This is a genomic window from Bradyrhizobium sp. 134 (assembly GCF_023074155.1).
In the GTDB taxonomy this organism is placed as follows: Bacteria; Pseudomonadota; Alphaproteobacteria; order Rhizobiales; family Xanthobacteraceae; genus Bradyrhizobium.
On the sequence record NZ_JADPKX010000026.1, the window covers coordinates 1 to 13,105 of the forward strand.

Sequence of the window (13,105 nt, forward strand, 5' to 3'; positions counted from 1 at the left end):
ATCCTATGGCCTGTTGATCGACCAGATCGGCGAAGTGCTGCGGCTCGCCGAGGACGGCATGGAAGAAAACCCCGTCAATCTCGACCCCCGCATGGCCAAGCTCGCCGGCGGTGTCCACCGTCTCGACGGCCAGCTCATGGTCGTCCTCGACGTCGATCGTGTCCTCGAGCTCGCGCCCGAGATGATGGCGGCCTGATACGCCGGCACATCCGCCGACGTATCTGCAATTGGAAGTGCCCCCGCAAAAAGGGGGAGAAGCAGAGGTTCACATGCGAACTTGTCTCGTCGTTGATGATTCCAGCGTCATCCGCAAGGTTGCGCGCCGAATCCTGGAAGGCCTCGACTTCCAGATCCTCGAAGCCGAGGATGGTGAGAAGGCGCTGGAGGCCTGCAAGCGCGGCTTGCCCGATGCGGTGCTGCTCGACTGGAACATGCCGGTGATGGACGGCTACGAGTTCCTCGGCCATCTCCGGCGCATGCCTGGTGGCGACCAGCCCAAGGTCGTGTTCTGCACCACCGAGAACGACGTCGCGCATATCGCGCGCGCGCTGCACGCGGGCGCCAACGAGTACATCATGAAGCCTTTCGACAAGGACATCGTGACGGCGAAATTCCAGGAAGTCGGCCTTATCTGAGCGACCGCCTGGAGGCTGAACGGCTCCTTCGGCGTTTGTTTTCAACTGACCGTTTCAGTCTGAGTTGGTGAGTAATGAGTGTTGCGTTCGCAGGTAATTCGACCCCGGGCTCGTCGCGGGAAGCCGGACCGTTGCGGGTGATGGTCGTCGATGACTCCGTCGTCATCCGTGGTCTGATCTCGCGCTGGATCGGTGCCGAGCATGACATGGAGGTCGCGGCGTCGCTGCGTACCGGGCTCGAGGCGGTCAACCAGATCGAACGCATCAACCCCGACGTTGCCGTGCTCGATATCGAAATGCCCGAGCTCGACGGTATCTCCGCGCTGCCGCAACTGCTGGCGAAGAAGCGCGATCTCGTCATCATCATGGCTTCGACGCTGACCCGCCGTAACGCGGAGATCAGTTTCAAGGCGCTGTCGCTCGGCGCGGCCGACTATATCCCGAAGCCGGAATCGACGCGCGAGGCGTCGGCTGCGGACATCTTCCATCACGACCTGATCCAGAAAATCCGCCACCTCGGCGCACGGCTGCGCCGCAAGCCCGCGGTTGCGAGCCCGCCGCTCGCGCCCGCAAGCCCGGCCCCGGCTGCACGTGGGCCGCTTGTCGCGCGGCCTGCCGCGCCGGCTCCGGCCGTGCATGCGCCGTCGTCGTCCTCGGTGCTATCCACGCGTCCGTTCTCGACCCAGGCACCGAAGGTGCTGCTGATCGGCTCATCGACCGGCGGTCCTCAGGCGCTGATGGCGCTCGTCGCCGAGCTCGGCCCCGTGATCGACCGCGTCCCGGTGCTGATCACGCAGCACATGCCGCCCACCTTCACCACCATTCTCGCGGAGCATCTGGCACGCACGAGCCGCAAGCCGGCAGCCGAAGCCGTCGACGGCGAGCCGGTGAAGCCGGGTCGCATCTATCTTGCGCCGGGCGGCAAGCACATGCGCGTCGTGCGTAGCGGCGCCGACGTGGCGATCGCGCTCGACGACGGTCCCGCAGTCAATTTCTGCAAGCCCGCGGTCGATCCGCTGTTCACCTCCGCCATCGATATCTGGCACGGCGCCATCCTCTCCGTGATCCTGACGGGCATGGGCTCGGACGGCATGCGCGGCGGCAAGGACATCGTCGCCGCCGGCGGTAGCGTGATCGCGCAGGACGAAGCTTCCAGCGTGGTCTGGGGCATGCCGGGCGCGGCGGCCAATGCCGGCATCTGCGCGGCGATCCTGCCGCTCAACCAGATCGGCAGCCGGGTCAATCGCCTGTTCGCGGGAGACCGCTCGTGACGCCGGTTGACTACGACTATCTGCGCAAATTCCTGAAAGAGCGCTCCGGCCTCGATCTCTCGCCGGACAAGCAGTATCTGGTCGAGAGCCGGCTTCTGCCGCTGGCCCGCAAGGCGAGCCTCGCCGGAATCCCCGATCTCGTGCTGAAGATCAGGAACGGCGACGGGCGGCTTGCGAGCGACGTGATCGAGGCGATGACCACCAACGAGACCTTCTTCTACCGGGACAAGATCCCGTTCGATCATTTGCGCGAAACGATCCTGCCGGGGCTGCTTCGGGCGCGCGCGGCGCGCAAGTCGCTGCGCATCTGGTCGGCGGCCTCGTCGACGGGACAAGAGCCCTATTCGATCGCGATGTGCGTGAAGGAGATGGGCGCAGCCTTCGCCGGCTGGCGCATCGAGATCGTCGCCACCGATCTGTCGCAGGAGGTGCTGGAGAAATCCAAGGCCGGCGTCTACAGCCAGTTCGAGGTGCAGCGCGGCCTGCCGATCCAGCATCTGATGAAATACTTCACGCAAGCGGGGGAGGTCTGGCAGCTCAATGCCGACATCCGCGCGATGGTGCAGTTCCGCCAGCTCAATCTGTTGCAGGACTTCTCCCATCTCGGCACGTTCGACGTGATCTTCTGCCGCAATGTGCTGATCTATTTCGACCAGGACACCAAGGCCGTGATCTTCGAGCGCATGGCGAAGGTTTTGGAAGCCGACGGTACGCTGCTGTTGGGCGCCGCCGAATCCGTCGTCGGCATCACCGACGCGTTCCGCCCGATCGCCGAGCGTCGTGGTCTCTATCAGCTCAACCCGACGCGCTCCGGCCGCCCGATGGGCGGATTGATGCCGCCGTCGTTGAAGGTCGCCGCGGCGCGGTGAGATGCGTTCTTCCCCAGGGGAGAAGGGAAGAAGAGCGCACCTCACAGAATCGCATGGGGCAGAAACCGCGAGCCGTTGCCGGTGATCGGGCTCTCGTCCTCGCGGATCGACAGGCCGCAGGGTTCGTGATCGACCAGCCAGCTTCCCACCACTGGATAGAAGTCTGAGAAGTTCGGCAGCGGCGCGAGCGCCTGCCGCACGAATCCTTCGGTGCCGTAGGGACCTGCCTGCTCGTCGAGCGGCATTCCGCCTGCTACCAGCGTGACATTGGCGCCTTCGCGCGACAGCAGCGGCTTGCGCACATAGGAGCTGCCGAGCTCGGCTGCCCGCGGATCGTCCTCGAAGAACGCCGGCAGCAGATTGGGATGGTTCGGAAACATCTCCCAGAGCAGCGGCAGGATGCCCTTGTTGGAGAGCACCGCCTTCCACGGCGGTTCGATCCAGCGTGTCGGTGCGGCCTTGAGCTTTGCGCCGAAGGCGTCGTGGAACATCCATTCCCAGGGATAGAGCTTGAAGGCGAGCGCGATGTCGCGGTCGTCGAGATCGACGAAGCCGCCGGCATCAATGCGCCAGCCGATCGCCTCGATGTCGAGCAGCGTGGTCGCCAGTCCGGCCTGGCGCGCTGTGTCTTCGAGATAAGCGAGCGTGCCGGCGTCCTCCTCATTGCCCGTGGTGCCGGTGAGATGGACATGGCGGCTAGCTGCAATCTGCTTCCAGGCTTCGATCAGCCGTTCGTGGATGGAGTTGAACTGGTCGGCGCGCGACGGAATGATGCGCCGTTCAATCGCTTGTTCGAGCCAGGTCCATTGAAACACCGCGGCTTCGAAAATCGAGGTCGGCGTGTCGGCGTTGTATTCGAGCAGCTTTGCCGGTCCCTTGCCGTCGAATTTCAGATCGAGCCGGCCATAGAGGCTGCGGTCGTCTCGTGCCCAGCTCTCGGCAATCAGGCTCCAGAACGCGTCCGGTATCTTCAAGCGCTGCAGATGGCGCTCGTCGCCGATGACCCGGCCGGCGAGCTCCAGGCACATCGCGTCGATCTCGCCGGTCGGCGTCTCGATGCCGCGCTCGATCTCGTCGAGCGTGAAGGCGTAGTAGGCGCGCTCGTCCCAATAGCGCTCGCCGTCGATGGTGTGGAAGGCGAAGCCGCATTGTTCGGCGGTCTGTCGCCAGTCGTCGCGCTCGGGGCAGACGATGCGTTGCATGGGTCAGCCGCCGCCAGAGAAGCCATGGCCAAACGAGCCGAAGCCGCCGCGGCTCACGCCGCCGGAGCCTGAATCGGACGAGGTTCCGGACGAGGAATGGCTCGAGGAGTCGCTGCTGAAGAAACTCGATCGCGACGACCAGCGCGAGCTGCCGCCGCCGCCCGACGAGCTGCTTCTGCTGCTGCAGGCGGTGCTCGCCTGCACCTGCGCGGCTCCGGGGACCGTGGCGCCGGGGACTATCGCACCGGTAGCGGAGGGCTCGCAATTGTGCCGCGGCATCAGCGTGTAGGCGGTGGTGCCGACCGCAATCGTGCCCATCACCAGCAGCGCGACATGGCGGGAGCGCTTCACCGGCTGTTGTGCAGGCGGCGGTCCGGCCGCCGGCCGGCGCTTGCCGAACTCCTTTTTGGAGGGCTTGTCGGCCATGTCAGTAGATCATGCAGGCGGCGTTGAGCAGGCCCGCGGCGAGCGAGGACAGGCCGAGCCAGATCGCGGGTGCAAGCTCGCCGGCCGCGATCCGCGCCGGCAGATTCGGCACCGGCACCCTCACCAGAAAGAGCACGATGATCTGCACGATCAGCGCGATGAGCGCCCAGATCAGGCAATCCAGCACATTGGCCGAATGCGCGATGGCGCTGACCAGCGGCGCCACGAAGCCGAGCAGGCTGAGGCCGAGTGCGATCGCCGCGGCCGGCTCGTTGTCCCGGATCAGCTGGAATTCGTTATACGGAGTGATGCGGGTGTAGACGAACAGATACGTCACGATCGCGATCAGCCCGGTGCAGAAATAGACCAGGAAGGCGGGCAGGCCGGCGAGTGATTGCAGGATCATCGTTCCCCCATCGTGCAGCGACCATTCGTCGGCGGGGGAAGGATAGCGGTTCAACGGCGGCAGGACGATGAGGCCGCGTTCGTGTCCCCAAAAAACAAAACCCCGCCATTCGCGGCGGGGTCCAGGCTGGGAGGAGGAAGCCCCGAAGGGCTCGCGGGTAAACCCAGGATCAGGCGGGAATGCGCTCTTCGACCTCGTGCGGCTCGCGCAGCACGTAGCCGCGGCCCCAAACGGTCTCGATGAAGTTGCGGCCTTCCGAGGCATTCGCGAGCTTCTTGCGGAGCTTGCAGATGAAGACGTCGATGATCTTCAGCTCGGGCTCGTCCATGCCGCCATAGAGGTGGTTAAGGAACATTTCCTTGGTGAGGGTCGTGCCCTTGCGGAGCGAGAGCAGCTCCAGCATCTGGTATTCCTTGCCGGTCAGATGCACGCGCTGGCCGCCGACTTCGACCGTCTTGGTGTCGAGGTTGACGACGAGGTCACCGGTCTGGATGACCGACTGGGCATGACCCTTGGAGCGGCGCACGATCGCGTGGATGCGGGCAACCAGCTCGTCCTTGTGGAAGGGCTTGGTCATGTAGTCGTCGGCGCCGACGCCGAGACCCTTGACCTTGTCCTCGATGCCGGCGAGGCCGGAGAGGATCAGAATGGGTGTCTTGATCTTGGAGACCCGGAGCTGCTTGAGCACGTCGTAGCCGGACATGTCGGGCAGGTTGAGGTCGAGAAGGATAATGTCGTAATCGTATAATTTACCGAGATCGACGCCTTCTTCCCCCAAATCGGTCGTGTAGACGTTGAAGCTCTCAGACTTCAACATCAGCTCGATCGACTGCGCGACGGCGCTGTCATCTTCAATCAGCAAAACGCGCATGCCAGTTCCCCATAGTCGCCGCTCCTGGGCGTCAGGTCGGCCGCATTCGCGGCACACAACAAAACGCCTTTGAACAACTGATTCGGATCCTGACAACAGATGGTTAACAAATTCTGATTCTGGAACGCAAGCCCTGTAGATGCAATTTTCGTCGAATCGCCCTAAGGTCTTGTGTGCGAAGCAGCTTTCGTTATCCGGTTGCGTTCAAGTTCCACTTTAAGAGACGGGCCTAACCGACTCCCGCGACTCAGCCTTCTTCTGAAGGGGAGCCACGCTCAGTCACAAAGACAGTGACGCAATGATTAACGATGCGGGTAAACACGAAGTTAAGCGCCGTTCAGAAATATGGCGAAACTTAAGGTTTTCGCCACGAAGCCCCGGATTATGAAGGCGATCACCTCATGAAGGCCCTCTAATGAAGGCTCTTGCCGAACAGATCGGCGATATTGACGGCATCAATATTTATGGCCGTGTCGTCGGCGTGCGCGGCCTGATGGTCGAGGTGGCCGGACCGATCCACGCGATGTCGGTCGGCGCGCGGCTCGTGATCGAGACCGGCGGCAACCGTTCCATCCCCTGCGAGGTGATCGGCTTCTCCGGCAACAACGCCGTCGTGATGCCGTTCGCCGGCCTCGACGGCGTGCGGCGCGGCTGCAAGGCCGTCATCGCCAATGCCGCAAATCAGGTGCGGCCTTGCGCGGCCTGGCTTGGCCGCGTCGTCAATGCGCTGGGTGAGCCGATCGACGGCAAGGGGCCGCTGCCGCAGGGCCCGGCGCCGATGCCGTACCGCAATTCGCCGCCGCCGGCGCACTCGCGCAAGCGCGTCGGCGCGCCGCTCGATCTCGGCGTGCGCGCGATGAACACCTTCCTGACCTGCTGCCGCGGCCAGCGCATGGGCATCTTCGCAGGCTCCGGCGTCGGCAAGTCGGTGCTGCTGTCGATGCTTGCGCGCAACGTCGATGCCGCCGTCAGCGTCATCGGGCTGATCGGCGAACGCGGCCGCGAGGTGCAGGAATTCTTGCAGGACGACCTCGGCGAGGAGGGCCTCGCGCGTTCCGTGGTCGTGGTCGCGACCTCCGACGAGCCGGCGCTGATGCGCCGCCAGGCCGCCTATCTGACGCTCGCGGTCGCCGAATATTTTCGCGATGAGGAGCAGGACGTCCTCTGCCTGATGGATTCGGTGACGCGCTTTGCCATGGCCCAGCGCGAGATCGGCCTGTCCGCAGGCGAGCCGCCGACCGCCAAGGGTTACACGCCGACCGTGTTCACCGAGCTGCCGAAGCTTCTGGAGCGCGCCGGCCCGGGCTTGGGCGAGGGCGCCATCACCGCGATCTTCACGGTGCTGGTCGATGGCGACGACCATAACGAGCCGATCGCGGATGCCGTCCGCGGCATCCTTGACGGCCACATCGTGATGCAGCGCTCGATCGCCGAGCGCGGCCGCTACCCCGCCATCAACATCCTCAAATCCGTCTCCCGCACCATGCCGAAATCGGCCGACCCGCAGTTCTGGCCGATCATCCAGAAGGCGCGGACGGTGATGGCGACCTATGCCGACATGGAGGAATTGATCCGTCTGGGCGCCTACCGCGCCGGCTCCAGCCCCGAGGTCGACGAGGCGATCCGCCTGCATGAGCCGCTGGAAGCCTTCCTGCGCCAACGCAAGGACGAAAATGCATCGCTGGCGGACGGCTACCGCCAGTTGGCGCAAATCCTCGGCAATTTGGAAACGGAACGCTAACTTTGTCCCGTCATCATCCCATCCCACAGAGTAGCAGAGCCGGTCTTGGCCCCCGTCGGGCCTGTGGGGAGACCGGTGTTGTCCCAATGTGTGTGTTTCTTGCAGCCAAGGGACTTCTGGGGAGTACGAGTCGATGAAGTCACGTGATACCCTCATCCGCCTGAAGAAGTTTCAGGTCGACGAGAAGCGCCGCCGGGTCAGCCAGATCGAGACCATGATCGCCGACTTCCAGCGGATGTCGACCGATCTTGAACGCGAGATCTCAACCGAGCAGGAGCGCGCCGGGATCAACGATCCCTCGCACTTCGCCTATCCGACCTATGCCAAGGCTGCCATCCAGCGTCGCGAGAACCTGACCCGCTCGGCCGACGAGCTGAAGGGCCAGCTCGACGAAGCCAAGGCTGCACTGGCCGAAGCCTTCGAGGAGCTGAAGAAGGTCGAGCTCCTCGACGAGCGCGATCAAGCCCGCGAACGCGCCGAGGAAAACGCCCGCGAGCAGGCCGATCTCGACAGCATCGGCCTGATGCGTGCCCGCATGGGCGCCGTCGCCTGAGACGCTAGCCGCCAGACCTGCGAGAATTTGCAGAACCCGGACCCCATGGGTCCGGGTTTTTGCATGTGCTGTCCACAGTGTGCCGCCGCGCCCCCTTGGTGGTCGGCTTTGTCGCGCGCTATGGTGGCGGAGTGCCAGGGCCTGCGCGGAACGCGACGGGCTGCGCATTTGGGGGCTGAATGCTGACGCCAGCAGAGCTGGTCGGGCTGATTGGGGCGGTGGCGCAGGGCGATCAGGCCGCGTTCGAGCGCCTCTACGTCGCCACGCGCGCGAAACTCTATGGCGTCGTGCTCCGTATCTTGCGCCGACAGGATCTCGCAGAGGAGGTCATTCAGGAGACCTACGTCAAGATCTGGAACAGCGCCGGCCAGTTCAATCCCGCTCTCGCGTCGCCGATCACTTGGATGGCGTCGATCGCGCGCAACCGCGCCATCGACATCGTGCGCAAGAAGACGGAAGTCTCCATCGAGGAAGAGCCGCAGGCGATGGAAGTCGCAAGCGACAGCCCCGATCCGCTGGCGCGGCGGGAGATGACTGAGGAATTGAGACGGCTGCTCGAATGTATCGGACGGCTCGAGCCGGACCGTCAGAGGCTCGTGCTTCTCGCCTATTACAACGGCTGGAGCCGCGAGCAACTGGCGGAGAAATTCGCGGCGCCCGTCAACACGGTGAAGACGTGGCTTCGGCGCAGCATGTTGGATATTCGCGAATGTCTCGGGCTATGAGGGCTTGGACTATGAAGGCTTGGGCTATGAGAGCTCATACGGTGAGGGTGGGTCTGGACCGCAAGTGATGGCCTATACGGAGGACCATATCGCGCTCGCCGCGGAATATGCGCTCGGCACGCTCGACGCCGGCGAGCGCGCGCAGGTCGAGACCATGATGGCGGTGGACAAGGCGTTCGCTGATCTGGTGCAGGCGTGGGCATTCCGCCTCGGCGTCCTCAACCAGATGGTCGGCTCGATCGAGCCGCGTCCGATCGTGTGGGAGAACATCAGGTCCGAGCTCGCGCGGACGGGCTTTGCGCAGGATCCGCCAGCGCTGCCGGACGCAGCACCGCCGCCGCCCGTGCCGGAGTTTTCCTCGCCCGACACCATGCCTCCGCAGGTGCCGTCGGAGACTATGCAGCAACCGCCGCCGCCTCCCGAAGTGGAGCAGCCTGACCCGGCGCGACTTGAGTCCGATGCGATACCCGACGTCGTGCCGATCTTCATGCCGCAGGTCCACGCGCCGAACCCGGATGTCGTGCGTGCGCCACCGCCGCCGGTTGCCGACAACAGCAACGTGATCCGGCTCGAGGGCCGCGTGAAGCGCTGGCGCACCATCGCATCCGCCGTCGGCGCGCTCGCGGCCGCGCTGCTCGTGACGCTGTCGCTTCAGATCTTCTTGCCCGACGCGCTGCCGGGCGGCTTGCGACCGCCAGCGCGCATCCAGACGGTCGAGGTGAAGACACCGGCGCCGCTCCCGGTATCGTCGCAATATGTCGCGCTGTTGCAGGGCCAGGGCGGAGGTCCCGCCTTCATCCTCACCATCGACGGTGCGACCAAGAACTTTACGGTGCGCAAGGTCGGCGCGACACCGGAGCCCGGCAAGAGCTTCGAGCTCTGGCTGATCTCCGACAAGCTGCCGCGTCCGCGCTCGCTCGGCGTGATCGGCGCCGGCGATTTCACCGCACGGCCGGTGCTTGGTTCGTACGATGCCGACGTCGTCAACGGTGCGACCTACGCCGTCACCGTCGAGCAGGCGGGCGGTTCGCCGAACGGCCAGCCGACCTCGGCGCCGGTGTTTTCCGGCAAGCTGATCGAGACCGTGCCGCCGTCGCAGCCGCAGGCGCCTGCCAAGAAGTAATCGTCGTAGCTCGGATGGAGCGCAGCGCAATCCGGGACCACTGCCCTGTATTCCGCTTTGCTCCATGCGGCCTACAAGTGCGTAAACCTGTCGCCACGGTCCGTCCCACTGTCGTCTTCCGACAAATCCCGCCAAATCCGCCCCCGATTTGAACCTCTCCGCGTTTCGCGGCGTCAAATGCCCGGAATTTGCAGTCGGCGCCCCCAATCATGGTGCCGGAGAGGGGCGAGAAATCAGATGGATGCAGCGAAAACGTCGGGCATCTTCATTCACCAATACGCGGGATTGCCACACGGCCCGGCCTTCGAACATTGGCGCGAGCGGACTTTCGGGGCTTGCGGCCTGGATATCGGGCCGAGCCGGGGCGACAGCATCGATTGCCGGCTCCAGGTCAGCGTGGTCGACAATATCGCGCTTGCCATTCCCGAAGGCGCCTCCGCGCAATATTCACGCACCCAAAGCCACCTTGCCGACGGCAGCGACGATCTTGTCCTGATCGCGGCGCATGCGGGTCTCGTCCGCGTCGGGCAGAACGGCCATGCGGTGGAGCTTGCGCCGGCGCAGATGGTGCTCGTCGACATGGGCATCACCGGCACCGTCGGTCACACCGAGGAAGATCGCTTCACCACCATCCGCATGCCGCGCCGCGCGCTGCTCGACATCAATCCGCGTGCCGAGGACAAGCTGTCGCAAGTCCTCTCGGACGGCGCGGTCGCCGAGACGATCTTGCGCTACCACTCCCTTGCCGCCCATCATGCGCCGCATCTCGACGCCGTCGGCCAGCGCCTCACCGCGCAGCACATGGTCGATCTCGTCGGCCTCCTGCTCGGCACCGACGCCGAGCATGCAAGTCTCGCGCGCGGACGAGGTCATGCGGCGGCCCGTCTCGATCTCATGCGCGCCGACGTGATGGCTGCGCTTGGCCGCAACGATCTCTGCCTGTCCGAGATTGCCACGCGCTCCGGCCTGAGCCCGCGCCAGGCCCAGCGCCTTTTCGAGCAGGCCGGAACGACCTTCACCGAGTTCGTGCTGGAACAGCGCCTGCTGCAGGCGCGCAAGCTGCTCGGCGATCCCCGCGCCAGGACCCGCAAGATCAGCGACATCGCGCATTCGTCGGGTTTCTCCGATCTGTCCTATTTCAACCGCGCTTTCCGCAAGCGCTTTGCCGCGACGCCGTCGGAACTGCGCGAGGCCTGAGCGCGCCGAGAATTTGTGCGGCGCGCCGGTGCCACCGCAGTTGGTCCGCCCGGCCGGATGAGTTATATCTGTCTGCGCGGTCAGACGGCTCGATCGTTCGTCGCTTCCTCGTCGCTCTCTTGGGAAATGCAGTCAACGGACATGGCGCGTATCGTCGTGCTCGGCGCCGGGTTTGCAGGTCTGTGGGCGGCCATCGGTGCCGCACGCAAGCGCGAAGAGATCGGCGCGTCCGGCGGTGACATCGAGATTCGTGTCATCGATCGCAATCCGTATCACGACATCCGCGTCCGCAATTACGAGGCCGATCTCAGCGAGGTCGCGCTTCCGCTGCCGCAACTGCTCGATCCGATCGGCGTCAGTCACGAGATCGGCGAGGTCGAAGCCATCGATCCGGCACGGCGCGAGATTTCGCTGGTCACGGGTGGCGGCGACGAGACGCTGGCTTATGACCGGCTGGTGCTGGCGCTCGGCAGCGAGTGATGCGTCCCGACATTCCCGGCCTTGCCGAGCATGCTTTCGACGTCGACACTTATGCAGCAGCGCTCCATCTCGATGATCATCTCACCTCGCTCGGACGAAGCGTGCCCGCGCCGGGGCGCTCGACGATCGTCGTGGTCGGCGCCGGCTTCACCGGCATTGAGGTCGCGGCCGAGATGCCCGACAGGCTGGCGCGCGCCGGCATCACCGGCAGCCGCCGCATCATCCTGGTCGATCCCAATCCTGTGGTGGGCGCCACGATCGGCGCACATGCACGTGCCGTCATCGATACGGCGTTGGCCTCGCTCGACGTCGAGACACGGCTTGGCGTCCGCGTCGTCTCCGTCGAGGCCGCCGGCCTGCGCCTGAGCTCGGGCGAGTTCATTCCGACACGGACGGTGATCTGGTGTGCCGGGATGCGCGCGAGCCCCCTGGCGGCGAGCTTTCCGGACGCACGCGATCGCCTTGGACGGCTTCTGGTCGATCCCATGATGCGGGTCGCGGATGTCGGCGGCGTATTCGCGGCCGGCGACGTCGCCTCGAGCTGGTCGACGGCTTGCATCCGACCGTGATGTCCTGCCAGTTCGCGCGTCCCATGGGCCGCTTCGCCGGCCACAATGTGGTCGCCGATCTCGCGGGCCTGCCGATGCTGCCGCTCCGGATCGACTGGTACGTGACCGTGCTCGATCTCGGCGGCTGGGGCGCACTCTATAAGGAAGGGTGGGACCGCGAAGTCCGCGCCACTGGCGCCGCCGCGAAGGCAACCAAGCAGACCATCAACCGCAGGCGCATCTATCCGCCGCTCTCGGGGCGCAAGGACGAGCTGTTCGCGGCAGCCGCGCCGACCGTGCAGGCGCCGCCGCCGACTTACGGCGCGCGGTAGTATCGGTGCTTGTTAGGGGGTGACGGCGGTACGTTTTCCTTCGTCTTGCGAGCGTAGCGAAGCAATCCAAAATGTCTCTGCGGAGGGGTTCTGGATTGCTTCGTCGCAAGAGCTCCTCGCAATGACGGAGCTGGACGCGCGTGCGCTCACGATGACGGCATACCCCAGACATGAGAAAGCGCCCGTGGGGGGCGGGCGCTTTCTGTAGTCGACTTGGGGTTGGGGTCGTCTACATATCCACGTGGCGACTTTGGGGGGCTGATAAAGAGCCGCGTGAATTCCTGAAACTCAAATCTCCTTAGCGAACGAGGGACACGTTCGAACTGGTGATAGCGATCGGCTTGCCGGCCTTCATGACGCGAGCGGTCTGGGTCAGGCCCTCATCTGAACTCGTACGCGCGGTGATCCCGAGACCCGCCACCGCGATGCCGGCAACGAGCGCGACAACCACGATCTTGAGGTGGGTCGAGCGATCTGCGCTGTAAATCGAGTGGTTCATGGAAGGCTCCTGCCGCCATCTACCCGAAGTAGTCGCCTGCGTGTTTGGGCAGGTTCATGCTTCCGGTGCCCAACAACCTAGTATTGGGAGGATTCGTTCCCAAGAGGCGATCACAAGAGCGTGACAGGACGTGAGAAGCCGCGATCAAAAGCGACTCCAGATCGTGCAATTTTGCAATTATTTCAAAGCTGTAATGTGTCTGTCAGGCGCCTTCCCGACCGTTGATC

General features: G+C 64.7%; 14 protein-coding genes and 1 pseudogene. 10 read left to right on the forward strand and 5 right to left on the reverse strand.

Features of this window, described 5'->3' with window-relative positions; all coding sequences use genetic code 11:
• From IVA75_RS08240 to IVA75_RS08255, 4 genes are all read left to right on the forward strand, one after another.
• Positions 1 to 196 (forward strand): chemotaxis protein CheW (locus IVA75_RS08240; RefSeq protein WP_247282563.1); only part of this gene is annotated, 196 nt, incomplete at its 5' end.
• A 73-nt stretch (positions 197 to 269) separates the two neighbouring features.
• Entirely contained in the window at positions 270 to 635 is a 366-nt protein-coding gene (locus tag IVA75_RS08245; RefSeq protein WP_007600538.1) for a response regulator, read from the forward strand.
• A 74-nt stretch (positions 636 to 709) separates the two neighbouring features.
• Positions 710 to 1,906 (forward strand): chemotaxis response regulator protein-glutamate methylesterase, encoded by a 1,197-nt coding sequence (locus IVA75_RS08250; RefSeq protein WP_247282564.1) that lies wholly within the window; start codon positions 710 to 712, stop codon positions 1,904 to 1,906.
• Positions 1,903 to 2,775, forward strand: a complete 873-nt coding sequence (locus IVA75_RS08255) for a protein-glutamate O-methyltransferase CheR (RefSeq protein WP_247282565.1) — start codon at positions 1,903 to 1,905, stop codon at positions 2,773 to 2,775. The genes IVA75_RS08250 and IVA75_RS08255 overlap by 4 nt, the downstream gene beginning before the upstream one ends.
• A 41-nt stretch (positions 2,776 to 2,816) precedes the next feature.
• Here IVA75_RS08255 and IVA75_RS08260 read toward each other — a convergent pair whose 3' ends face one another.
• The 4 genes from IVA75_RS08260 to IVA75_RS08275 form a co-directional block, all read right to left on the reverse strand.
• Positions 2,817 to 3,977 carry a glutathionylspermidine synthase family protein gene (locus IVA75_RS08260; protein ID WP_247282566.1) on the reverse strand — a complete coding sequence of 387 codons (1,161 nt, stop codon included), beginning with the start codon at positions 3,975 to 3,977 and terminating at the stop codon, positions 2,817 to 2,819.
• Between the two features lie 3 nt (positions 3,978 to 3,980).
• Positions 3,981 to 4,403, reverse strand: a complete 423-nt coding sequence (locus IVA75_RS08265; protein WP_247282567.1) for a hypothetical protein — start codon at positions 4,401 to 4,403, stop codon at positions 3,981 to 3,983.
• A gap of 1 nt (position 4,404) precedes the next feature.
• Positions 4,405 to 4,809, reverse strand: a complete 405-nt coding sequence (locus IVA75_RS08270; RefSeq protein WP_247282568.1) for a DUF350 domain-containing protein — start codon at positions 4,807 to 4,809, stop codon at positions 4,405 to 4,407.
• Positions 4,810 to 4,978: 169 nt separating this feature from the next.
• Positions 4,979 to 5,680 (reverse strand): response regulator transcription factor, encoded by a 702-nt coding sequence (locus tag IVA75_RS08275; protein ID WP_007600544.1) that lies wholly within the window; start codon positions 5,678 to 5,680, stop codon positions 4,979 to 4,981.
• Between the two features lie 415 nt (positions 5,681 to 6,095).
• On the opposite strand from IVA75_RS08275, the gene fliI reads away from it, so the two are divergent.
• The 6 genes and pseudogenes from fliI to IVA75_RS08305 all read left to right on the forward strand — a co-directional run bounded on the left by fliI (position 6,096) and on the right by IVA75_RS08305 (position 12,379).
• The gene (gene fliI / locus IVA75_RS08280; RefSeq protein ID WP_247282569.1) at positions 6,096 to 7,421 is read left to right on the forward strand and encodes a flagellar protein export ATPase FliI; all 1,326 of its coding nucleotides are present in this window, start codon (positions 6,096 to 6,098) and stop codon (positions 7,419 to 7,421) included.
• Positions 7,422 to 7,554: 133 nt separating this feature from the next.
• Positions 7,555 to 7,974 carry a flagellar export protein FliJ gene (gene fliJ / locus IVA75_RS08285; protein ID WP_007600546.1) on the forward strand — a complete coding sequence of 140 codons (420 nt, stop codon included), beginning with the start codon at positions 7,555 to 7,557 and terminating at the stop codon, positions 7,972 to 7,974.
• Positions 7,975 to 8,153: 179 nt separating this feature from the next.
• Positions 8,154 to 8,699: a sigma-70 family RNA polymerase sigma factor gene (locus tag IVA75_RS08290; protein WP_027568201.1), complete on the forward strand. Its 546-nt coding sequence runs from the start codon at positions 8,154 to 8,156 to the stop codon at positions 8,697 to 8,699.
• A gap of 67 nt (positions 8,700 to 8,766) precedes the next feature.
• A complete protein-coding gene (locus IVA75_RS08295) occupies positions 8,767 to 9,822 on the forward strand; it encodes an anti-sigma factor (protein WP_247282570.1) in 1,056 nt (351 codons plus the stop codon).
• 237 nt (positions 9,823 to 10,059) lie between these two features.
• Entirely contained in the window at positions 10,060 to 11,019 is a 960-nt protein-coding gene (locus tag IVA75_RS08300) for an AraC family transcriptional regulator (RefSeq protein ID WP_247282571.1), read from the forward strand.
• A 141-nt stretch (positions 11,020 to 11,160) separates the two neighbouring features.
• Positions 11,161 to 12,379, forward strand: a pseudogene (locus IVA75_RS08305) (FAD-dependent oxidoreductase).
• 298 nt (positions 12,380 to 12,677) lie between these two features.
• On the opposite strand, the gene IVA75_RS08310 reads toward IVA75_RS08305, so the two are convergent.
• The gene (locus IVA75_RS08310) at positions 12,678 to 12,878 is read right to left on the reverse strand and encodes a hypothetical protein (RefSeq protein WP_007600553.1); all 201 of its coding nucleotides are present in this window, start codon (positions 12,876 to 12,878) and stop codon (positions 12,678 to 12,680) included.
• Positions 12,879 to 13,105 lie beyond the last annotated feature (227 nt).